The sequence below is a fragment of the Phenylobacterium kunshanense genome (assembly GCF_003254525.1).
Lineage (GTDB): Bacteria > Pseudomonadota > Alphaproteobacteria > Caulobacterales > Caulobacteraceae > Phenylobacterium > Phenylobacterium kunshanense.
Window position 1 is genome coordinate 61,023 of record NZ_QFYS01000003.1, and the last position, 23,134, is coordinate 84,156.

Here is a 23,134-nt window from a genome sequence, read left to right on the forward strand (position 1 = left end):
GGGTGCGCTGTATTCATCCTGAAAACATGCATAGAATGAAGAATATTCATTGTCCCGTCACGGTGGGCACACGCGGACGTCACGGCTGAACGCGAGGATCGCCACCAACCGAGCAAGTGGGGGTGGTGATGAACGAGACGGACCGGCGGACATTCCTCAGCGCCATGGCGGGCGGCGCGGCGGTCGCGACGATGCCTGTGGCGATCCAGAGGGCGCTGGCGCTCCCGGCGCGCCAGGCGACAGGCACGATCCAGGACGTGAAGCACGTGGTGATCCTGATGCAGGAGAACCGCTCGTTCGACCACTACTTCGGCACCCTGCGCGGCGTGCGCGGATTCGGCGACCGGCATCCCATTCCGCTGGTCGGCGGCCGGGATGTGTGGCGCCAGTCCGACGGCAAGCGCGAGATCCCGCCCTTCCATCTCGACACCAGCAAGACCGACGCGCTGCGGGTGCCCGGTACGCCCCACTCCTACGCCGACGCCCAGGCCGCCTGGGGACAGGGCAAGATCGAGGAGTGGCCCAGGTTCAAGACGCCGTATTCCATGGGCTACTACCGGCGCGAGGACATCCCGTTCCAGTTCGCCCTGGCCGAGGCGTTCACCATCTGCGACGCCTACCACTGCTCGGTCACCGCGGGCACGGACCCGAACCGCATCGTCTTCTGGTCGGGGTCGAGCGCCGACCCTGAGCTGCGGGCCAAGGGCGTCAACTGCACCGACGACCACTCCGAGCCCGACAACTGGCGCTGCTGGGTCAAGGGCGCGCTGCCCGAGCCGGGCTACACCTATGCCGGCAACAGTCTGAAGTGGGACACGATCCCCGATGTCCTCGAGAAGGCCGGCGTCTCCTGGAAGATCTACCAGGACCCCAACAACAACTGGACCGGCGCCATGCATGGCGGCCTGGCGTTCGAGAGCTTCCGCACCTGCAAGCCCGGCTCGCCCCTCTACGAGAAGGGCATGAGCCACTGGTCGCTGGAGCAGCTCGCCCGCGACGTCCAGGACGGGACGCTGCCGGCCGTGAGTTGGGTGCTGCCTTCGCCGCCATACTCCGAACATCCCGGCCAATCGACCCCGCTGCAGGGCGCGGAGTTCACCGCCAAGGTGCTGGACGCCCTGACCGCCAATCCGGAGGTCTGGGGCAAGACGGTGTTCTTCCTGACCTTCGACGAGAACGACGGCCAGTTCGATCACCTGCCGCCGCCCGCGCCGCCGTCGTACGACATCGACGGGCGCCTCGCCGGCAAGTCCACCCTGGATCTCCAGGGCCACTACTTCTCGGACCCACAGCGCAAGCACATCGACCCGCGCGACGCCCAGAGCGGTCTGGTCCGGCCCTTCGGCCTGGGGCCGCGGGTGCCGATGTATGTGGTCTCGCCCTGGAGCAAGGGCGGCTGGGTGAATTCCCAGACCTTCGACCACACGTCCGTCGGCCAGTTCCTCGAGACCCGCTTCGGCGTGACCGTCCCGGGGATCAGCTCCTGGCATCGCGCCGTCTGCGGCGACATGACCTCGGCTTTCGATTTCGCCCGGCCGAACGATCCGGTGTTCCCGGACCTGCCGGACGTCAGTGGCGCCTCGGCGGTGGTGCTGCAGCATATCCAGCGCCCCCGGATCCGGCCGCCCGAGACGCCGCAGGCGGTGAAGGTCGAGATGGGCGCGCGCCCGTCACGTGCGCTGCCCTACGTGATCAACGCACGGGCGGCCGCGACGGCCGGCGAGGTGAGGCTGGAGTTCCGCAACGACGGCCGCCAGGGCGCGGTCTTCCACGTCTATGACCGCCTGCACCTCGACCGGATTCCCCGCCGCTATACCGTCGAGGCCGGCAAGACGCTGTCGGACGTCTGGTCGACCGAGGCCGACGGGGGGCGATACGACCTGATGGTCCTCAGCCACAACGGCTTCCGGCGGGACTTCCAGGGCGAGGCCGGCCGCGGGCTGGAGATGGACATCCGTTACCGTCCGCAGACCCGCGAGGTCGAGCTGGAGATCCGCAACGGGTCCGGCGAGCCGCAGACGGTGGATATCCGCCACAACGCCTACGGGCTTTCCGGAGGCGAGCTGAAGATCCCCGCCCGGGGGCGTTCGACCCGCCGCTGGTCCGTCGCCGCCGCGGGCGACTGGTACGACGTGAGCGTAACCGGGCCAGGCGTGACGCGCCGCGCCGCGGGCCGCATGGAGACCGGCGTCCACGGGATCAGCGATCCGGCGATGGGAGCCTGACGCGAGCCGCCACGGCCGCATCGCACTGATTGAGGATTCCTCACCCACGGCCGCGAGAGTGGCCGTGGGCGCACGCACGCGCTTGGCGGAACAGTCGCCGCGCTGTGCGGAAAATTCACCAGTATGACTCCTGAAGACTGAGAAATATTCATTTCACCGTCACGAGCCGGGCCTACTCATCCGCCGCGACGGGCGGCCGTACGGGCCTTCCGCGCCGAACGCGAGCCGCGCTCGCATACCCGGGGGATGGGTTGTCATGATGAACAGACACAGGACGGCGGCGGCCTTCGTCGCCGCGCTCATGGCGGGCAGCGCGCTGCCGGCGCTGGCCTGGGCCGCTGAGACCGATGCGGACTCCGCAGGCCCGAGCGTCAGCGAGGTCCAGGTCAAGGGCAAGCGCGCGGATATGGGTTCGGTCCAGGCCGTCGAGGCCGTCGAATACGGGAACGCCGTCCAGGTGATCACCGCCGCGGACGTGGCGAAGACCGGCGCGCTCAACTTCGCCGAACTGGCGCAGTTCCTGGTGAAGGGCGTGAACGTCGGCTACTCGCCGGACGAAGGCGAATACACGATCCGTCTCGATGGCGGCGGCGATCGGGACACCCTCGTCGTGCGCGACGGCGTGCCTCTCTATGACCGGGGTCCGGCCCTGGAAGACATCTGGGGCACCACGACCATCGACCCGCACATGATCGAGCGCGTCGAGGTGTTCCGGGGTGGCAACAGCCTGTTCTTCGGCAGCAACGGCGGCATCGGCGTCGTCAGCCTCGTCACCAAGAAGCCCGACGGCACGCGCAAGGGCGAACTCGGCGTCAGCTACGGCTCGTTCGAATCCCGCGAGCTCTGGGGCAACTACTCGTTCCCGCTCGATGAGGACGGCGCGCACAGCGTCATGTTCTACGGCTCGATGCAGGCCACGGACGGTCCGCGCATCTTCAACCCCGACGATTTCGTGGACAACATACGGGCCGCCGGCGGCGTCCAGGAATACCCGCTGAACCGCAACGAAGTGGGCGTGAAGTACCTCTGGAAGATCGACGACACGTCCGAGCTGCGGCTGAACGCCGAATACACCGAGTCAACCTTCCAGGACGCCTTCCCGGACCGGGAGGTGCACTCGCCCAACACCGTCCGCTACCCGATCGTCGACGGCTCGTTCCACAAGCGCTGGTCGCCGATGCTGCTGACCGAGGTCAACGGCTACTACAGCAACCCCAAGCTCTGGAACACCGAGCTCTATCCTGACATCTGCAAGGACCAGGCGGGCTGCATCAACCCGGCCACCAACGCCCGCGTGCCGTTCGGCGCCTGGTCGGGCAAGGTCTTTGCCAACGGCGCCAACCGCGGCTTCGGCTCCACCAACCAGCGCAGGGCCGGCTTCAAGGAATACGGCCTGACCGTCCGCAACACGGTCAATCTGCACGAGTACCTGGAGTTCGTGGTCGGCGGTCAGGTGGTCCGTTATCAGGACGACTCGGCGGCCGAGTACCCGGTCGACAACGACCCGGCGACCACCACGGGCGTGTTCATCGACGCCCGCCCGAGGCTCCCCTTCAGCCCGGACACGGCCATCTCGCTGGCCGTGCGGACCGACTTCCTGCCGGGTTCGGAGAAGCGCACGGTCTGGAAGTTCGGCGTGCGCCAGCCGCTGCCCTACGGCTTCTATGCCCGGGCCAACGGTGGCACCTCATACAGCCTGCCCCGGATCACCGAACTGCGGAACGACACCTCGACCGTCGTCGGGAACCCGAACCTGCAGACTGAGGAGACCGAGACCTACAACGGCGCCATCGGCTACGAACGCCGCTTCGACGGCTTCGCGGTCTCGGCCGAGGTGGGCGGCTTCAAGACCGAGATCACCAACCGGATCCGCACGACCACCGACTTCCCGGTCCCGGCCGGCAACGGCTTCCCGGCCCGCAACACCTACTACAATGACCCCGCCGTAACCCGCATCGTGGGCGTCACCGCCGACGTGAACCTCAATGTCGGCGAAAGCTGGCGGCTGAACCTCGGCTATACGGCCCAGGACGCGGCCGCCAAGACCGGCGCGTTCAAGGGCGAGCAGATCAACGAGACGCCCGCCTGGTTCATCAGCGGCATGCTGGAATGGACCTCGCCCGACCGGCGGCTGAACGTGGCGGTCATGCCGCGCGTCCAGGGTTCGGAATTCGCCAGTGGCGGCCTGAGCATCAACGGTCGGCCGCAGATCCGGAAGAACTTCGGCAAGTACACGGTGACGAACGCCACCGTGAACTACTTCCTCGGCGACGATATGCAGTACCAGCTGCAGTTCCGCGTCGTGAACGTGTTCAACGAGAAGTACGCCGAGCGCTACGGCTTCGGAAACCAGCTGTACGGGTCAGCTTTCAACCGCGGCGAATATACCAACCGCGATCCGAGGTACTTCTTCGGCTATCCGTTCGAAGGCAAGCCGCGCGCCTTCTACGGCACCTTCACGGCCCGCTTCTGACGGCCGGGAGCCGCCGCGCGTCAGCTCTGGCCCTGCGTCCCCTCCGCAGGGCCGCGGCGCGCGGCGGACATTCCTGAACCCGGAGCCGCTCCGGGCGATCTCACCCAACCTGCGCCAGCCGGCCAGATGGCGCGCGGAGTCTGCATTTGAACCGACATGATATTCGGGCGCCGCTGGTCGCGCGCGCCATCGAGGACGCCGCTGAAGCCCGTCAGGCCATCGCCGAAGCCAAGGCGCTGCTGTTCGACTGGGACGGCTGCGCAGCCATCGCCGACCGACCGGAGCCTGCCGCCCTCGCGCTCATGTCCGCGCGCCCGGACGCCTTCGCCATCGTCTCCAACAACACCAGCCATGGCCGCGGCTTCTTCACCGACCGGCTGCGGACCGGTGGAATCTTGGTGGAGCCCGAGCGGGTGATCCTGGCGGGTGTCGAGACCCTTCGCCGGGCGCGTCACCTCGCGCCGCGCCGCACCCTGTTGCTGGCCTCGCCCCGGATGGAGGAGGCCGCGCGCCGCATGGGCCTGGAACTGGGCCCTGACGATCCGGATCTCGTCGTGCTGCTCCGTGACACCCGGTTCTCCTATGCGAAGTTGACTCAGGCCGCGAACGCCCTGCGCCGGGGGGTGCGTTTGCTGGTGGGCAATCCCGACCGCACCCATCCATCGACGGAGGGGCGCGTCATGCCGGAGACCGGGGCGTTGCTTTCGGCGCTCCTGACCTGTGTGGAGCCCGTCCCAGTCCATCTGGAAGTCGTCGGAAAACCGCATCCGACCCTGTTCCGCCGGGCGTGCGAGGTCCTGGGCGTCGCGCCGCATGAGGCCGTCATGATCGGCGACAATCCCGACACCGACGTCGCCGGCGCCGCGCCGCTCGGACTGCGCTGCATCCTCGTGGACGGTCCGGGTGGCCTGACTCTGAGCGACCTCGTCGCCTGAGGTCAGAATCGCTTGCTGGACAGGGTGTCGAAGGTGCTGCGCAGCGTCTCGACCGCGCGATCGTGATCGGCCAGCGCAAGGGCCGCGATAAGGGCGTCGAGCACGCAGAGCTGGGCGATCCGGCTGGTCATGGCCTCGGTCCTGAACCGGGTCTCGCGGGCCATGGTGAAGAGCACCACGTCGGCGTGGGCCTGGATCGGCGAACGCGCATAGTTGGTGATGACCACGGTCTTCGCGCCCGCCGCCTTCGCGAGCTTCGTGGACATCACCGTCTCGTGCGTCGAGCCCGAGTGGGAGATGGTGAGCACCGCCACGCCGGGGTCCGTGCGCGAGGCGCTGATCGCCTGGATGTGGCTGTCGGTGACGGCCTTGGCGTCGAGGCCGATGCGCAGCATCCGATAGTGGGCATCGTCCGCGATCGGAGCTGACGAGCCGATCCCGTAGACTTCGATCCGCCGCGCCGAGCGCAGCGTCTCCACCGCCTCGGTGAGGGCGGCCGGGTCCAGCACCGACAGCGTGTCCTGCAGCGCCTGGATGCCCGAGTGGAAGATCTTGCGACAGGTGGTGGCGGCGTCGTCGCTGATGTCGAGGTCTTCGTGGATGAACTGGACAGGCCGGACGATGTCCTGCGCGAGGCTCAGCTTCAGCTGCTGGAAGCCTGACAGGCCCAGCCGCTGACAGAAGTTGATGACGCTGCCCTCCGAAGCCTGGGTCGCTTCCGACAATTCGGTCACGGACATCTTGAGAACGTCTTCCGGCCGCTCCAGCACATAGTCCGCGATCCGCCGGGCGCCGGGCGCCAAGGCGTCGAGCAGCGCCCGAATCCGGGCGAGCGCATTGTCGACCGGGGCGTGATCAACGATCCGTGCCCGGGGAAGAGGCCTTGGCATCGGTGAGCGCTCGGACATCGTTCTCTCTCAGGTCGGGCCCCCGTGATGCCACCGGCGCCTGTCGCGGTCCAGGCGGCCACGCCGCCGCGACGGGAATCCGGCGTCCCAGGCCTGGATGAAGACCTACCTCGCGCATGCGACAGATTTGGAATGCGCGGCGGAGGATGACGACCGCGGCTCGGGGCCGAAGCCCCATGGGCTAGAGGAAATCTCTATCTCACTGATCATTTCAATCGATTGGACTAAAGCGCCACCGCGCTGCGATCTAGCGCCTCAGTCGAGTTCAGCGTGTTCTCACACAACAGGGAGGCGTCCATGCGTTGGTCCACCGTTTCACTCATCGCGCTCATGGCGGCGGCCGGTTCGGCGGTCACGATCGCAACCCCCGCGTCAGCCAATCCTGCCGCCGCTCCGGCTGCGGCGCCCGCCAAGGTCATGTCGAACCAGGACTGGTGGCCAGAGCGCCTGGACCTGCGGCCGCTGCGCCAGCACGGCGTGGAGTCGAGCCCCATGGGCGCCGGCTACAACTATGCCAAGGAGTTCCAGTCGCTCGACATCGAGGCGGTGAAGAAGGACATCCGCGCCCTGATGACCACGTCTCAGGACTGGTGGCCGGCCGACTACGGGCACTATGGCCCCTTCTTCATCCGCATGGCCTGGCACAGCGCGGGGACCTATCGGACGCAGGACGGACGCGGCGGCGCCGCTGGCGGGCAGCAGCGGTTCGAGCCGCTCAACAGCTGGCCGGACAACGTCAGCCTCGACAAGGCGCGCCGCCTTTTGTGGCCGATCAAGCAGAAGTACGGCTCGAAGATCTCCTGGGCCGACCTGATGGTCCTGACGGGCAACGTCGCGCTGGAATCCATGGGCTTCAAGACCTTCGGATTCGCGGGCGGCCGCCAGGACGACTGGGAGGCCGACATGGTCTACTGGGGTCCCGAGAACAAGTGGCTCGCCGACGCGCGCTATCACGGCGACCGACAGCTCCAGAACCCGCTGGCCGCGGTCCAGATGGGCCTCATCTACGTCAATCCGGAAGGCCCGAACGGCAACCCCGATCCGCTGCTGGCCGCCAAGGATATCCGCGACACGTTCGGCCGCATGGCGATGAACGATGAGGAGACGGTCGCGCTGATCGCCGGCGGCCACACCTTCGGCAAGGCGCACGGCGCCCACAAGCCCGACGACTGTCTCGGCGCCGATCCGGCCGGCGCGCCTGTGGAGCAGCAGGGCCTGGGCTGGACCAACAAGTGCGGCAAGGGCAACGCCGAGGACACCATCACCAGCGGCCTGGAAGGCGCCTGGTCGGCCAACCCGATCGCCTGGACCACCCAGTACCTGGACAACCTGTTCGCCTTCGACTGGGTGCAGACGCGCAGCCCGGCGGGCGCGATCCAGTGGGTTCCCAGCGACAAGAGCGCGGCCAGCATGGTCCCCGACGCGCACGTGGCCGGCACGCGTCACGCGCCGATCATGTTCACCACCGACCTGTCGCTGAAGATGGATCCCGCGTACCGCAAGATCGCCGAGCGGTTCCGGGACAATCCGGACGCCTATGCCGACGCCTTCGCTCGCGCCTGGTTCAAGCTGACCCACCGCGACATGGGCCCGCGCGCCCGCTACCTGGGCGCTGACGCGCCGAAGGAAGAGCTGATCTGGCAGGACCCGATCCCCGCCGTCGACCACGCCCTGGTCAGCCCTGACGACGTCTCCCAGCTCAAGACCCGCATCCTCGCCAGCGGCCTTACCGGTCCGGAACTGGTGCGGACGGCCTGGGCCGCCGCGGGGAGCTATCGGGCGGCGGATAGCCGTGGCGGCGCCAACGGCGGACGCCTGCGTCTCGATCCGCAGAAGGACTGGGCGGTGAACAATCCGGCCGAGATCGCCAAGGTCCTGAAGCGCCTCGAGGCCGTCCAGAAGGACTTCAACCGCGCCCAGACCGGCGGGAAGAAGATCTCCATGGCCGACCTGATCGTGCTCGGCGGCGCCGCGGCCATCGAGGACGCCGCGCGGAAGGGCGGCTATCCGGTCCAGGTTCCCTTCACGCCGGGCCGCATGGACGCTTCCCAGGCCCAGACCGACGCCAAGTCATTTGCGGTCCTGGAGCCGACGGCGGACGGCTTCCGCAACTACTACGGGGCCAACAGCCGGCTCTCGCCGGCCGAGATGCTGGTGGACCGCGCTGGCCAGCTGAACCTGACGGTGCCCGAGATGACCGTCCTGGTCGGCGGCATGCGCGCGCTCAACGCCAACACCGGCCAGGCGGCGCACGGCGTGTTCACCGACCGGCCCGGCACGTTGAGCAACGACTTCTTCGTCAACTTGCTCGACATGTCGACCAAGTGGAGCAAGTCGGCCAAGTCGGAGGGCCTCTACGAGGGCCATGACCGCAAGAGCGGCCAGCTCAAGTGGACCGCGACGCCTGTCGACCTGGTCTTCGGCTCCAACTCCGAGCTGCGCGCCGTGTCCGAGGTCTATGCCGCCGACGACGCGAAGGAGAAGTTCGTGAAGGACTTCGTCGCCGCGTGGACGAAGGTCATGGAACTGGACCGTAGCTGACCCTCGCGCCGGCAGGGCGGCGGCGACGCTGCCCTGCCATCCGCCGCCTTGTTCGATGGGGTCAGGATCACAATGACCAAGTTCCCACGGGCGGCGGGGGCCGCCATGCTGCTCGCCCTGATCGCCCTGACGATCCCGGGCCACGGTGCGGCCGCCGAGCCTCCGTCCACGTTCGCCCAGTGCCGGGCGTGCCACGCCACGGAGCCCGGCAAGCACATCTTCGGGCCCAGCCTGGCCGGTGTCGCCGGGCGCAAGGCCGGCTCTCTGGCCGACTTCAGCTATAGCGACGCGCTGAAGGCGTCCGGGCTGACCTGGAACGAAGCCACGCTCGACCGTTGGCTGACCTCTCCGCAGAAGGCGGTTCCCGGGACCCGCATGCCCTTCGCGGGCATCCGCGATCCCGAGACGCGGCGGGAGGTGGTCGCCTACCTTCTCACCCTTCGCTGATCCGCCACAGACGCCGCCGCCGCGGGGTTGACCACGGTCAAGCCACGGTCCGGCGGCCATCATTCTCCCCCGGGTCGGCCGGGGCCAGGATGTCTGCGTCCGTTGAGACGCGCCCGCGCCTATCCCCTCGGGACGGCTCTTCAGGCGGACGACTCCCCAGGTGCTGGGGAGGCTGTAGCACCCAAAGGAGGTGAACCACGGTCTGTTGACATATGCCCCCTCCCACTCGGCCCCGCCTCAACCTGCGGGGCCGTTCCTTTTGGGGGATATGCGAGCGCTGTCGGGCCTGGCGCGACGGCTGCCCTCTACCGGCGGCGGGGCCCCGGCCGGCCCTTGTAGCGGGGCGGCGGCGCCGGGCGATGAACCGGCCGTTCCATCAGGAGGGCGTCGGCGGCGGCCGGCGAGGTGACGCTGGTCTCCAGATCCCTCAACAGGCCGTCCTCTATGGAGTAGATCCAGCCGTGGATCGCCAGGGACTGCCCCCGGCGCCAGGCGTCGCGGACAAAGGGGTTCTGGGCCACGCTGGTCACCTGAGCCCGCACATTCCGCTCGCAGACCTCGTTCACCCGCGCGTCGAAGTCGGCGATCGTGTCCAGGGACTCCGCATGCTGGCAGCACAGCGTGCGCACAGGCTGCAGCCAGTGGTCGATGAGGCCGAGGCGTGCGCCTGACAGGGCGGCCCTGACCCCGCCGCAGCCATAGTGGCCGCAAACGATGACGTGGCGGACCTTCAGCACCTCCACCGCGAACTGCAGCACCGACAGGAAGTTGGCGTCCTGAGGCGGCGCGAGGTTCGCCACATTGCGGTGGACGAACAGTTCGCCCGGGTCGAGGCCGACGATCTCGTTGGCCGGCACGCGGCTGTCGGAACAGCCGATCCAAAGGTACTCGGGCGACTGCTGGCTGGCGAGCCGCCGGAAGTATTCCGGATCGACGCGCGCCCGCGAGGCCGCCCACCGGATGTTGTTGTCCAGCAGATCGTCGATCATGCCGTCGCCGTCTCAAGCACCAGGCCGCGGCGGGCGGCGAGGCGCCGGCTCATGCCGGTGAGATCCTTGGCGGTCAGGCGCAGGCGCGCGATCGGCAGCACCACCGCATTCTCGAGCGCGAGGTGGCGGAGCTCCTGGGCGGCGAACGCCTGCAGCGCCTTGCGCGCGGCGGGCTCCATGCCAGGCGCGGTCTGCTGCTCGAGCGACGCCTCGAGAATGCGGCGCACCTCGGCGGCCTGGATGGCGTCGGCCTTGTGCTCCGCCGACAGCAGGCCGAGCACGTTCTCGACATCGTCCTCCGGCAGGGCGCGCCGGCGCAGCAGGGGGAACAGGTCCTGCTCCTCGTCGATGATGTGGAGCGGAAGATCGTAGCGCAGGAAGTTGACCAGCAGGCTCACCCGCTCGCCGTCGAAGACATGCGCCAGCGCCACCTCGTTCACCAGCCGGCAGAACTGCCGGTGCCGGTAGTGTTCCGCAAAGAACCAGTCGAGCGGCTCGGTCATGAGCTCGGTCGGCATGTCCTCGATTTCGGTGGTGCGGGGTTCGGCCATGGCGGGCCTCCTATGGCCCTCGGGTCAGTACTTGAGCTCCAGCGTCAACCAGACCTTGGTGCGGTCGGCAAAGCCGGGGCGGGCGCCGTCGAACAGGGCGGCCTTGGCCTCGGCGGTCACCATGCTGGTGATCGGCGCGGCGACCAGCAGGTCCAGTTCGCGGCCATAGCGGCGTGAGCCGTCGTCGTCGGTGAATTCGTGGGCGACGGCCATCAGGCGGAGCGGCTTGCCGCCCGGTCCCAGCTTCATGGTCGTGCCGGCCTTGAGGTTGATGTCGCGGACACCGGCGGCCGGCGTGTTCAGGAAGACGTCAGCCCAGCCCTGGAAAGCGTGCATCGTCGCCAGCGGGGTCGCAAAGCCGCGCCGGCCGTCGCCGTCCAGCCGCTCGACATTGAGGCTCGCCCAGTGCCGCGGCCCTTTCAGCCCGGCGCTCATGGCCAGATAGCCCAGGTCGAAATCGCGGGGGCTGTTCCGATAGTCGACCTGTTGGGCGTACTCGGCCTCGTAGGTCAGCGACAGGCCGGGGCGCAGCGGCTTTGCGCCGGTGAAGCGCACCCCCCACGTGGCGTTGGACTGGGTCGGCGCGTTCTCGAACGCCATGAAGTAGCCGTAGCCGGTGAGCTGGCCCGCCGGCGTCTTCAGGTCGGCCTGCACGAGATGCGTATCGCTGTCCCACTCACCCTGCGGATGGTCGTCGCCGAAGATGCGGTGCACGCGGTCGACGTAGGCATAGGTGACGGCCAGGTCCTTGGAGGGACGGAAAACGGCCTTGGCCGCGTCCATCGTCTGCTCGTTCTGGCGGAAGCCCACGTTGCCGACGAACCGCGCATTGCCGAGGACCAGGCGCTGGCGGCCGACGACCGCCTCGCCCTGCTTGCCGGTCCAGGAGACCTGGGCGCGGTTGAGTTCGGTGTCCTCCGGATCGGTCACCAGGGGGTAGCGGGCCTTGCCGTTGGTAGAGCTGTTGTAGTCGTCGACCAGGGCGGTGACGTTCTCGCCTTCCACCAGCGCCTTGAAGCCGTGCCAGGCCGGGGTCTCGTAGCCGAAGCGGGTGCGCAGGGTGAGGGCCTGGGCGTCCTCGCCGAAGCCGTCCTGGTCGACGGTCTCGTAGCGCAGGCGCATGTCGAGGATGATGTCGCCGGGCAGGGCCTGGGCCAGCGCGGCCGCCGGCGCGGCGAGGACCGAGAGGAAGGCGCCACAGGCCAGGCGCTGGCGAAGTGAGCTCACGCTGAAACTCTACGGATGAGGGTGAAGGTCTGCTTGGCCGGGACCAGCTTCGAGCGCAGGACGGCGGCGAGACAGGCCAGCGCCGGGTCTTCGGCGTCGCGGGCGGCGGAGATCAGGTTGGTCCACCGCTCGTCGTCGGCTTCGGTCACGAAGTCGGCCATGGCGGCCTGGACGAAGTCGGCCACCGGCTCGCCCGCCGCCTCGGCCGCCGCGGTCAGGCGCTGGTGCAGGGCAGGATCGACGGCTTCCAGCCAGGGCTGGAGACGGCGCGCGGCCCCGGCGTCGCTGAGAAAGTCGCCGAGGGTGGCCGAGCCCTCGCGTACGCCGCCCTCCTCGGTGAGGGTCAGGGCGACGCCTCGGCTGCGGGCGTCGGCGGCGAGGTCGGCCACGTAGTGGGCGGCGGCGGCCGTCCAGGCGCGGCTCTCGAGGTGCAGGGCGATGCGGGCCTCGACCATCTCGAACGGCAGCTCGCGGCCCTCGACGCGGCGGTCGAGGCGCAGGAGGTGCCAGCCGAAGCGGGACTGCATGGGCTCCGAGATCTCGCCCGGCTGGAGGGCGGCCAGGACGGCCTCCACCTCGGGAACGAGATCCCCGGGGCGAAGCTGGCCCAGGGAGCCGCCGACGGCGCCCGAGGAACAGTCGGAGTGGTCCTTGGCGAGCTCGCCGAAGGTGCAGGTCCCGGACGCCAGGGTTTCGGCGAGACAGAGAGCCGCTGCCCGGGCCGTGGCGACGTCCGTCTGGCTGTCGCCGCGCGGCTCGATGAGAATGTGCGAGGCCTCGATCAACGGCGGTGTGCGGAAGCGCGCACGCTCGGCGTCATAGACCCGGCGGCACTCGGCCTCGGTGGGCGTGCGGACCTCGACCTCCACGTCCAGCACGGCGCGGACGAGGGCCTCCTCGGCGGTCTCCTCCCGCCCCTGATCGTCGATCTCGGGCTGGGGCTCGAGACCCAGTTCCAGGGCGCGGTTGAGCAGGAGCGCGCGGATCGCCAGGGCGTGGCCGGCCGCGGCGCGGGCGTCGGCGGCCGAGGCGCCCGGATGGTTCTGCACCTCGCGGGCGAGGAGCGCTTCGGGGACTTCCACCCCGTCGAAGACGACTGTGCGCATGGCTATTCCGCCGCCTTGAGCTGCTGGGCCGGCGTGCTGGGCCGGACGGCGGGCGTGTTGGGGTAGACCGGCGCGGCAGGCTCCGGCCGGCGGGGCAGGACGCGCCGGGTGCGCACGAGCTGCCAGCCCCGGCGGTTCAGATACCAGACCGGCGCGGAGAGCATGTGGACGAGGCGGGTGAAGGGGAACACCAGCAGGATGGTCAGGCCCAGCGCCAGATGCGCCTTGAATACCCAGGGCACGTCGGCGACGTAGTCCGCGGCGCCGGCGCGGAAGGTGAAGATCCCCTGCGCCCAGTTCATGAACTTGACCATTTCCTCGCCGTCGCGGTGCTGCAGCGAGACCGGGATGGTGGCGAGGCCCAGGATGAGCTGGGTCACCAGGATGATCAGGATCGCGGTGTCGCCGAAGCTGGAGTTCGCGCGGATGCGCGGGTCGAACAGGCGCCGGTGCAACAGGAGCGCGCCGCCGGCCAGGGCGAACACGCCCGCGATCCCGCCGGCGACGATGGCCAGCATCTGCTTGGCCCCGTGGCTGACGCCCAGCGCGTCCCATACGGCGATCGGCGTCAGCAGGCCGACGAAGTGGCCGGCGAAGATCATTAGCACGCCCAGGTGGAAAAGCACCGAGCCGGCCATGAGCTGCTTGCGCCGCAGGAGCTGGGACGAGCCGGTGCGCCAGGTGTAGGGCTCGCGGTCGAAGCGGATCACCGAGCCCAGGGCCAGGGTGGCGAGGGCGATGTAGGGATAGACGCCGAAGACGATCTGGTTGAGGTCCATGGCAGCGTTCCTCAGGCGGTCGCGCCGGCGCGGGGGCGCGCGGGTCGCGGGTTGGCGTTCATGGCCGTGACGAGGGCCTCGGCCTTGGGGCAGCCCACGTCGGACGGCCCGAAGGAGACGGCGGTCTCGGCCCACAGCTTGTCCATGGCCTCGAGGTCGTCGGGGTTGTCGTCGGGTTCGGCCATCAGCGAGGCCAGGGCCTCGGCGTCGGCCGCATCGACGGCCAGCGCGGTGAGGGCGCCGAACACGGCCCGGTAGGGACTCTGGCGCTTGTGCAGCCGCTCGCCGATGGCGTGGAGCACGTGCGCGCCTTCGCCGAGCAGGGAGGCGGCCTCGTCGTCGGGCAGGGTCGACAGGAACTCCAGGAACACCGGCAGGTGGTCCGGCAGCTCGTTGGCCGACAGCTCCAGGCCCTTGGAGCGATAGAGCTCCAGCAGGGCCACCATGGCCTGGCCGCGGTCGCGGCTTTCGCCGTGGACGTGCTCGTAGAGGTTCAGGGACAGGGACCGCGTCCGGTCGAAGAGCCAGACATAGCGTTCCTGGGTCTCGTAGAGGTCGGCGGCGCCGATGTCCTCGGCCAGCTTGACCAGCGAGCGGCGGATCGGCGCTGGAATGCGCGCGTCATCCTCCAGCACGGCCGCGGCGGCGGGCAGCAGCGCGCGGGTGGCCTCGGTCGGATAGGTGAGCAAGAGGGCGAGCGCCCGGTAGCTGAGCGACATGGTCTTACGCCTCCATCGGGGTGTCGGCGCGCGAGCGCTTCTTGGGACCGAACAGGCCCAGTTCCGTGCGGCCGCCGGAGCAGCCGTTGCCGAAGGTGAAGCCGCAGGAGCCGCGCATGTCGTAGGCGTCCTCGACCACCTCGCGGTGCGTCGTCGGGATGACGAAGCGGTCCTCGTAGTTGGCGATGGCCATGTACCGGTACATGTCGTCGACCTGCGCGGCGGAGAGCCCGACGCGCTCGCAGATGCGGTGGTCGATGCGCCCGTCCACGGTCTTGGCCCGCATGTAGCTGCGCATGGCCAGCATCCGCTCCAGCGCCTGGACGACGGGCGGCTCGTTGCCGGCCGTGAGCAGGTTGGCGAGGTACTTCACCGGGATGCGCAGCGACTTCACGTCGGGCATCTCGCCGTCCATCTCCAGCGCGCCGGCCGAGGCGGCCGACTGGATCGGCGACAGCGGCGGCACGTACCAGACCATCGGCAGGGTCCGGTATTCCGGGTGCAGCGGGAAGGCGACCTTCCAGTCGATGGCCATCTTGTAGACGGGGCTGTGACGCGCCGCCTCGAGCCAGGCCTCCGGCACGCCGTCGGCGCGGGCCTGAGCGATCACCTTCGGGTCGAAGGGGTCGAGGAAGACGTCGAGCTGGGCCTGGTAGAGGTTCTTCTCGTCGGGCTCGGCGGCCGCCGCCTCGATCCGGTCGGCGTCATAGAGCAGGACGCCGAGGTAGCGGATCCGGCCCACGCAGGTCTCGGAGCAGACCGTCGGCTGGCCCACCTCGATGCGCGGGAAGCAGAAAGTGCACTTCTCGGACTTACCGCTCTCCCAGTTGTAGTAGATCTTCTTGTAGGGGCAGGCCGAGACGCACATCCGCCAGCCGCGGCACTTGTCCTGGTCGATCAGGACGATGCCGTCCTCCTCGCGCTTGTAGATCGCGCCCGACGGGCAGGCGGCCACGCACGCGGGGTTGAGGCAGTGCTCGCACAGCCTCGGCAGGTACATCATGAAGGTGTTCTCGAACTGGCCGTAGATGTCGGCCTCGACGCCCTCGAAGTTGTAGTCGGCCCGCCGTTTGGCGAACTCGCCGCCCAGGATCTCCTCCCAGTTCGGCCCCCACTCGATCTTCTCCATCCGCTCCCCGCTGATCTTGGAGCGCGGCCGGGCGGTGGGGAACGCCTTCATCTCCGGCGCGGTCTGCAGGTGGCCGTAGTCGAAGTCGAAAGGCTCGTAGTAGTCGTCGATCTCGGGCAGGTCGGGGTTCGCGAAGATCTTGGCGAGGATCCGCCACTTGGCCCCCATCTTGGGCTCGATCTTGCCGTTGGGCTTGCGGACCCAGCCGCCGTTCCAGCGCTTCTGGTTCTCCCACTCCTTGGGATAGCCGACGCCGGGCTTGGTCTCGACGTTGTTGAACCAGGCGTATTCGACGCCCTGGCGGTTGGTCCACACGTTCTTGCAGGTCACGGAGCAGGTGTGACACCCGATGCACTTGTCGAGGTTCAGCACCATGCCGATCTGGGCGCGGACTTTCATTATGCGGGCTCCACGGTCGAACGCGGCTGCTCGAGCCAATCGACCTTCTTCATCTTGCGGAGGACGACGAACTCGTCCCGGTTCGAGCCCACGGTTCCGTAGTAGTTGAAGCCGTAGGCGAGCTGGGCGTAGCCGCCGATCATGTGCGTGGGCTTGAGCACCGCGCGGGTGACCGAGTTGTGGATCCCACCCCGCTGGCCGGTGATCTCGGATCCGGGCGTGTTCACGATCTTTTCCTGCGCGTGGTACATGAAGGTGGTGCCCGGCCGGATGCGCTGGGACACCACCGCGCGGGCGGTGAGCGCACCGTTGGCGTTGAAGACCTCGATCCAGTCGTTGTCCTCGATCCCCGCGGCGCGGGCGTCGTCCTCGGAAATCCACACCACCGGGCCGCCGCGGTTCAGCGTCAGCATCAGGAGGTTGTCGGAGTAGGTGGAGTGGATGCCCCACTTCTGGTGCGGGGTGATGAAGTTGAGGACGATCTCCTTCTCGCCGTTGGGCTTCTGGCCCTGGACGTGGGTCGTCTTGAGGTCGATCGGCGGCTTGTAGACGCACAGCGCTTCGCCGAACGCCCGCATCCACAGGTGGTCCTGGTAGAGCTGCTGGCGGCCGGTGAGGGTCCGCCACGGGATCAGCTCGTGGACGTTGGTGTAGCCGGCGTTGTAGCAGACCTTCTCGCTCTCCAGCCCCGACCAGATCGGCGAGGAGATGATCTTCCGCGGCTGGGCGAGCAGGTCCCGGAAGCGGATCTTCTCGTCCTCCTTGGGGATCGCCAGGTGCGTGTGCTCGCGCCCCGTCTGCTTCTCCAGCGCCGCCCAGGCCTTGACCGCGACCTCGCCATTGGTCTCCGGCGCCAGCATCAGCACCGTCTCGCAGGCGTCGATGTCGGTCTCGATCCGGGGCAGACCCTGGGTCGCGCCCGGCTCGGTGACCTCGCCGTTCAGGGCGCCCAGCAGGGCGACCTCGTGCTCGGTGTTCCAGGCCAGGCCCTTGCCGCCGTTGCCGACCTTGGTCATCAGCGGGCCGAGGGAAGTGAAGCGCTTGTAGAGGTTGGGGTAGTCCCGCTCGACCACGGTGATCTGGGGCATGGTCTTGCCCGGGATCGCCTCGCATTCGCCGAGGTACCAGTCCTTCACGTCGAAGGGCTGGGCCAGCTCGGCGGCGCTGTCGTGCTGGATCGGGGTTAGTACGACGTCCTTCTCGACGCCCAGCACCTCGGGCGCCACGTCCGAGAACTTCCGGGCGATGGCCTTGAAGATCTCCCAGTCCGACTTCGACTCCCACGCCGGGTCCACGGCCGCGCTGAGCGGGTGGATGAAGGGGTGCATGTCGGAGGTGTTGAGGTCGTTCTTCTCGTACCAGGTGGCCGTCGGCAGGACGATGTCGGAGTAGACCGCCGTGGTCGACATCCGGAAGTCGAGGGTGACCAGCAGGTCCAGCTTTCCTTCCGGCGCCTGGTCATGCCAGGCCACGTCCCGCGGCTTCTGCCGGCCGTCCTCGCCGAGGTCCTTGCCCTGCACGCCGTGGGCGGCGCCCAGCAGGTGCTTCAGGAAGTACTCGTGGCCCTTGCCCGACGAGCCCAGCAGGTTCGAGCGCCAGACGAACATGTTGCGCGGCCAATTGGCCGGGTCGTCCGGGTCCATGCAGGAGAGCTCGAGGCTCTTGGCCTTCAGCTCGCGCACGGCATAGACCTTGGGATCGACGCCTTCCGCGTCCGCCGCGCGGGCGACGTCCAGCGGGTTGGTCTTCAGGGCCGGGGCCGACGGCAGCCAGCCCATGCGCTCGGCGCGGGCGTTGAAGTCGATCAGCGAGGCGTCCCACGGCCCCTGCGGCGCCGTCGGCGACAGGATCTCGGAGGCGCTGACCGTCTCGTACCGGAACTGGTCGGTGTGGGCATAGAAGAACGAGGTGGAGTTCTGCTGCCGCGGCGGCCGCGCCCAGTCGAGGGCGAAGGCCAGGGGGGCCCAGCCGGTCTGCGGGCGCAGCTTCTCCTGCCCGACGTAGTGGCTCCAGCCGCCGCCCGACTGGCCGACGCACCCGCACATCACCAGCATGTTGATGACGCCGCGGTAGTTCATGTCCATGTGGAACCAGTGGTTCATCGCCGCGCCGATGATCACCATCGACCTGCCGTTGGTCTTTTCGGCATTGGTGGCGAAGCCGCGGGCCACGGCGATGATCTGCTCGGCAGGCACCGTTGTGATCGCCTCGGCCCAGCCCGGCGAATAGGGCTCCAGGCTCTCGAAGCTGTCGGGCATGTGCTCGCCGCCGAAGCCCTGGTCGACGCCGTAGTTGGCGAGGAACAGGTCGTAGACCGAGGCGACTAGGGTCTCGCCGTCCTTCAGCTGCAGGCGCTTGACCGGCACGTTGCGGACCAGGACGTCCGGGTGCTCGGTCGAGGCGAAACCGTTCGACGCCGTATTGGCGAAGTAGGGGAAGCGGACCCCGGCCACCTCATCGTGGACGCCCTTCAGGCCCAGGCGCAGGACCGTGTCCTGACCGGCCGCGTCCTTCTCCTCCAGGTTCCACTTCCCGTCCTCGCCCCAGCGGAAGCCGATGGAGCCGTTGGGCACGACGATCTGGCCTGTCGCGTCGTCAACGGAGACGGTCTTCCATTCCGGATTGTTCGCCTGGTCGAGGTCGCCGACGAAGTCCGAGGCGCGCAGCAGGCGCTCGGAAACGTAGCCGCCCTCCTGCGGGACCAGCCGGACCAGCATGGGCAGGTCCGAATACTTGCGGACGTAGTCGCGGAAGTAGGGGACCTGCCGGTCGACGTGGAATTCCTTGAGGATCACGTGGCCGAACGCCATGGCCAGCGCCGCGTCCGTGCCCTGCTTCACGGGCAGCCACAGGTCCGAGAACTTCGAGGCCTCGGAGTAGTCGGGGCAGATCACCACCGACTTGGCGCCGCGGTAGCGGGCCTCGGTGTAGAAGTGGGCGTCGGGCGTGCGGGTCTGGGGGACGTTGGAGCCCCACAGCATCAGGAAGCCCGAATTGTACCAGTCGGCGCTCTCGGCCACGTCGGTCTGCTCGCCCCAGGTCTGGGGGGAAGCCGGGGGCAGGTCGCAGTACCAGTCGTAGAACGAGCCGCAGACGCCGCCGAGCAGCTGCAGGTAACGTGCGCCGGCGGCGTACGAGACCATCGACATGGCGGGGATCGGCGAGAAGCCGAACACCCGGTCGGGGCCCCACTGCTTCACGGTGTAGGCGTTGGCCGCGGCGACGATCTCGGTGACCTCGTCCCACGTCGCGCGGACGAAACCACCCGACCCGCGCATCGAGGTGTAGGACTTGCGCTTCGCCGGATCGTTCTGGATCGAGGCCCAGGCGGCCACCGGCGAGCGGCTGGCCCGCGCCTCGCGCCACAGCTTCAGCAGGCGGGAGCGGACCAGCGGGTATTTCACCCGATTGGCCGAGTAGAGGTACCAGCTATAGCTGGCGCCCCGGGCGCAGCCGCGCGGCTCATGGTTGGGCAGTTCGGGCCGGGTGCGCGGATAGTCGGTCTGCTGGGTCTCCCAGGTGACGATCCCGCCCTTGACGTAGATCTTCCAGGAGCACGAGCCGGTGCAGTTCACACCGTGGGTGGAGCGCACGATCTTGTCGTGGCGCCAGCGGGACCTATAGGCCTCCTCCCAGGCGCGGTCCTCGTCGTTGGTGACACCGTGGCCGTTGGAGAACAGCTCGGTCTTGCGCGTGAAGAACGCGAGGCGGTCGAGGGTGTGGCTCATTATGCGGGGACCTTGATCGCGGGCTGCTGGGGCGCGTGGAGCATCGAGTTCCGCCGGGCGTAGAAGGCCCAGTTCACGACGACGCAGCTCAGGTAGAAGCCGAGGAAGACGAGGAGGGCGGTCTCAGGGCCGCCGGTGGCCTTCAGGGAGTCCCCGAACGCCTTGGGGATGAAGAAGCCGCCGAAGGCGCCGATGGCCGACGAGAAGCCGACGATGGCGGCCGATTCCATCTCGGCGGCCTTGAGGCGGGTGGCCGGATCGGCCGCCGGCATCAGCCGCGGCATGTCCGAGCGCATGATCGCGGGGATCATCTGGAAGGTCGAGGCGTTGCCGACGCCCGTCCAGAAGAACAGCCAGATGAAGGCGGCGAAGAAGAAGGCGAAGGACGGCGCCGCGCCGGTGGCGCCGACGCTGTAGAGCACCGCGCCCACGCCCAGCGACATGGCCAGGAACACCCAGGTGGTGACGTACTCGCCGCCGAACTTGTCCGAGACCCAGCCAGTCAGCGCGCGCGAGGCGGCCCCCACCAACGGCCCCAGGAAGGCGAACTGCAGGGCGTTCACGTCCGGGAACAGCGTCTTGGTCAGCAGCGGGAAGGCCGCCGAGAAGCCGATGAACGAGCCGAATGTGCCGAGGTAGAGGTAGCACATGACCCAGTTGTGGGTGCGCTTGAAGACCACGGACTGGGCCGCGAAGGAGGCCTTGGCCGAGGCGATATCGTTCATGCCGACCCACGCGGCGACCGCCGCGGCGACGATGAACGGGACCCAGACGAAGCCGGCGTTCTGCAGCCAGACCTGGCTCTCGACGCCCTTCTCGACGGCGATCTGCGGCGCGCCGACCACCGGGGCGAACGCGCCCAGGGTGATGACGACCGGCACCAGGAACTGCATCAGGCTGACACCCAGGTTCCCGAAGCCGGCGTTGACCGCCAGCGCGTTGCCCTTCTCGGCCTTCGGATAGAAGAACGAGATGTTCGACATCGACGAGGCGAAGTTCCCTCCGCCGAGGCCGCAGGCCAGGGCCAGGGCCACGAACACCCAGTAGGGCGTGGCGGGGTTCTGGACGGCGATGCCGATGCCGATGGCCGGGATCAGCAGCGACAGCGTCGAGACCAGGGTCCAGAGCCGCCCGCCCAGGATCGGCACCAGGAAGCTGTAGAAGATCCGCAGCGTCGCGCCGGACAGCGCGGGCAGGGCCGTCAGCCAGAAGAGCTGCTCGGTGGTGAACTTGAAGCCGATCAGCTTCAGCTTCGCCACGACCATCGACCACACCATCCAGATGGCGAAGGCCAGGGTCAGGTTGGGGACGCTGATCCAGAGGTTGCGGGTGGCCACGCGCTTGCCGCTGGCCTGCCAGAACCCGGGATCCTCGGGGCGCCAGTCGGTGAGGACGTGGCGGCCGGACCGTTCTGCGGACATCTGAGTCGTGCCTCTTGTCATTCGGCCGGCTGCAAGCCGCCGCCGACGGCGGGGCGCGCAGGTTGCGGCGGGTTGGGTTGCGTCGGCATGCCGGCCATCTCCGGCAGCTCGGGCAGGGTCCCGAGCTGCGGCGCGGCGCGGCGCTCCATCCGGCGGATCGCGAAGTGCATCCAGGCAAGCGCGGTCGCGACGAGGACGAACAGCAGCATGAAGCAGCTGGTCCAGACGCCGGTCAGGTCGTTCAGGGCGCCGAAGGCGATGGGCAGGATGAAGCCGCCCAGGCCGCCGATCATGCCGACCAGGCCGCCGACCGAGCCGATGTGGGCCGGGTAGTAGACGGGGATGTGCTTGAACACCGCCGCCTTGCCGAGGCTCATGGCGAACCCGAGGACGAAGGCGATGACGGTGAAGGTGACGAGGTCGGTGGCCAGGCGGAACTCGATTGGTCCGCGGATGCCGTCGACCACGTAGCTGGTGGCCGGGTACGAGAGCAGGAAGGTGCAGACCAGGCTGACGCTGAAGGTGACGTACATGACCTTCCGCGCGCCGATCTTGTCCGACAGCCAGCCGCCGAACACGCGGAACAGCGAGCCGGGGATCGAGTAGGCTGCGGCGATCATGCCGGCGGTCTTGATGTCGAGGCCGTAGACCCCGACCAGGTAGCGCGGCAGCCAGAGCGCCAGCGCCACGAAGGCTCCGAAGACGAAGAAGTAGTAGAGCGAGAAGCGCCAGACCTGCAGCTTCTTCAGCGGCGAGAGCTGGAGCCACGTGGCCTCGGCCTTCTCCCCCGTTGCGCGCCGGCGGATGAGGTCAGGATCGTCCCGGGTGACCAGGAAACTGATCACGGCGATGAGCGCCAGCAGACCGGCCCAGACCTGGGCGACTGTCTCCCAGCCGAACGCCACCATCACGAACGGCGCGCCGAACTTGGTGACCGCCGAGCCGACGTTCCCCGCGCCGAAGATGCCGAGCGCGGTGCCCTGCCTCTCCTTCGGGAAGAACTTCGAGACGTAGGCGACGCCGACCGCGAACGAGCCGCCGGCGATACCGACGCCCAGGGCGGCGATCAGGAACTGGAGGTAGGTCTCGGCATAGGACAAGGCATAGGTCGCAGCCGCAGCCGACAGCATGACCACCAGGTTCACCAGGCGGCCACCGTACTGGTCGGTCCAGACCCCCAGGACCACCCGGATCAGCGAGCCCGTCAGGATCGGGGTGCCGACCAGCAGTCCGAACTGGAACTCGCTGAGCCCCAGCTCCTGTTTGATCTGCACGCCGATGATCGAGAAGATCGTCCACACCGCAAAGCACGCGGTGAAGGCGAAGGTGCTCATGCCGAGCGCAATGCCGGCGCCTGGCGGGGATGGTGCGGCTTTGGCGGTCACGATGACCCTCGAAGTCCTGCGAGGGCCCTTTGCCCCCGCTGTCGCTGGTTCGTTTGCAGCAGAGACGCGTCACTAGATTTGACCGACATCAATCGATTGGTCGGCAAGTGCAAGAATTGACTCTGAAATGTCATTTGTTCAAGTCAAGCTTGCTCAAGTAACGATTGATAAT

16 protein-coding genes are annotated in these 23,134 nt (G+C 68.4%); 5 read left to right on the forward strand and 11 right to left on the reverse strand.

What is annotated here, in order from left to right; genetic code table 11:
• The first annotated feature begins 128 nt into the window (after window positions 1–128).
• The 3 genes from DJ019_RS08395 to DJ019_RS08405 all read left to right on the forward strand — a co-directional run bounded on the left by DJ019_RS08395 (window position 129) and on the right by DJ019_RS08405 (window position 5,633).
• Window positions 129–2,225 (forward strand): phosphocholine-specific phospholipase C, encoded by a 2,097-nt coding sequence (locus DJ019_RS08395; protein ID WP_111275574.1) that lies wholly within the window; start codon window positions 129–131, stop codon window positions 2,223–2,225.
• Window positions 2,226–2,481: 256 nt separating this feature from the next.
• Entirely contained in the window at window positions 2,482–4,698 is a 2,217-nt protein-coding gene (locus DJ019_RS08400; RefSeq protein WP_205854122.1) for a TonB-dependent receptor plug domain-containing protein, read from the forward strand.
• Window positions 4,699–4,844: 146 nt separating this feature from the next.
• The gene (locus DJ019_RS08405; protein ID WP_165843941.1) at window positions 4,845–5,633 is read left to right on the forward strand and encodes an HAD-IIA family hydrolase; all 789 of its coding nucleotides are present in this window, start codon (window positions 4,845–4,847) and stop codon (window positions 5,631–5,633) included.
• Between the two features lie 2 nt (window positions 5,634–5,635).
• Here the strand turns inward: DJ019_RS08405 and DJ019_RS08410 are convergent, their stop codons facing one another.
• The gene (locus DJ019_RS08410) at window positions 5,636–6,541 is read right to left on the reverse strand and encodes a MurR/RpiR family transcriptional regulator (RefSeq protein ID WP_111275576.1); all 906 of its coding nucleotides are present in this window, start codon (window positions 6,539–6,541) and stop codon (window positions 5,636–5,638) included.
• Window positions 6,542–6,838: 297 nt separating this feature from the next.
• Between DJ019_RS08410 and katG the strand changes: the two genes are divergently transcribed.
• Both katG and DJ019_RS08420 read left to right on the forward strand, forming a co-directional pair.
• The gene (katG, locus tag DJ019_RS08415; protein WP_111275577.1) at window positions 6,839–9,082 is read left to right on the forward strand and encodes a catalase/peroxidase HPI; all 2,244 of its coding nucleotides are present in this window, start codon (window positions 6,839–6,841) and stop codon (window positions 9,080–9,082) included.
• Between the two features lie 72 nt (window positions 9,083–9,154).
• The gene (locus DJ019_RS08420) at window positions 9,155–9,529 is read left to right on the forward strand and encodes a c-type cytochrome (RefSeq protein WP_111275578.1); all 375 of its coding nucleotides are present in this window, start codon (window positions 9,155–9,157) and stop codon (window positions 9,527–9,529) included.
• Window positions 9,530–9,834: 305 nt separating this feature from the next.
• Here the strand turns inward: DJ019_RS08420 and DJ019_RS08425 are convergent, their stop codons facing one another.
• From DJ019_RS08425 to DJ019_RS08480, 10 genes are read right to left on the reverse strand one after another with little or no spacing between them, the layout of a single operon-like run.
• Window positions 9,835–10,518 (reverse strand): carbonic anhydrase, encoded by a 684-nt coding sequence (locus DJ019_RS08425; RefSeq protein WP_111275579.1) that lies wholly within the window; start codon window positions 10,516–10,518, stop codon window positions 9,835–9,837.
• Window positions 10,515–11,069, reverse strand: a complete 555-nt coding sequence (locus tag DJ019_RS08430; RefSeq protein ID WP_111275580.1) for a hemerythrin domain-containing protein — start codon at window positions 11,067–11,069, stop codon at window positions 10,515–10,517. The genes DJ019_RS08425 and DJ019_RS08430 overlap by 4 nt, the downstream gene beginning before the upstream one ends.
• Before the next feature lie 24 nt (window positions 11,070–11,093).
• Entirely contained in the window at window positions 11,094–12,296 is a 1,203-nt protein-coding gene (locus DJ019_RS20920) for a hypothetical protein (protein ID WP_165843942.1), read from the reverse strand.
• Window positions 12,293–13,402 (reverse strand): peptidylprolyl isomerase, encoded by a 1,110-nt coding sequence (locus DJ019_RS08450; protein ID WP_111275584.1) that lies wholly within the window; start codon window positions 13,400–13,402, stop codon window positions 12,293–12,295. The genes DJ019_RS20920 and DJ019_RS08450 overlap by 4 nt, the downstream gene beginning before the upstream one ends.
• A 2-nt stretch (window positions 13,403–13,404) precedes the next feature.
• Complete coding sequence (narI, locus tag DJ019_RS08455) at window positions 13,405–14,181, reverse strand: respiratory nitrate reductase subunit gamma (RefSeq protein WP_111275585.1); 777 nt, start codon at window positions 14,179–14,181, stop codon at window positions 13,405–13,407.
• Window positions 14,182–14,192: 11 nt separating this feature from the next.
• Window positions 14,193–14,900 carry a nitrate reductase molybdenum cofactor assembly chaperone gene (gene narJ, locus DJ019_RS08460; protein ID WP_111275586.1) on the reverse strand — a complete coding sequence of 236 codons (708 nt, stop codon included), beginning with the start codon at window positions 14,898–14,900 and terminating at the stop codon, window positions 14,193–14,195.
• A gap of 4 nt (window positions 14,901–14,904) precedes the next feature.
• Window positions 14,905–16,428: a nitrate reductase subunit beta gene (gene narH / locus DJ019_RS08465; protein WP_111275587.1), complete on the reverse strand. Its 1,524-nt coding sequence runs from the start codon at window positions 16,426–16,428 to the stop codon at window positions 14,905–14,907.
• The gene (locus DJ019_RS08470) at window positions 16,428–20,156 is read right to left on the reverse strand and encodes a nitrate reductase subunit alpha (protein ID WP_111275588.1); all 3,729 of its coding nucleotides are present in this window, start codon (window positions 20,154–20,156) and stop codon (window positions 16,428–16,430) included. Before DJ019_RS08470 ends, narH begins: the two co-directional genes overlap by 1 nt.
• On the reverse strand, window positions 20,156–21,577 hold the full coding sequence (locus tag DJ019_RS08475; protein WP_111275589.1) for an MFS transporter: 1,422 nt from the start codon (window positions 21,575–21,577) through the stop codon (window positions 20,156–20,158). The genes DJ019_RS08470 and DJ019_RS08475 overlap by 1 nt, the downstream gene beginning before the upstream one ends.
• A 17-nt stretch (window positions 21,578–21,594) precedes the next feature.
• Window positions 21,595–22,962: an MFS transporter gene (locus tag DJ019_RS08480; RefSeq protein ID WP_240606419.1), complete on the reverse strand. Its 1,368-nt coding sequence runs from the start codon at window positions 22,960–22,962 to the stop codon at window positions 21,595–21,597.
• Between the last annotated feature and the right edge of the window lie 172 nt (window positions 22,963–23,134).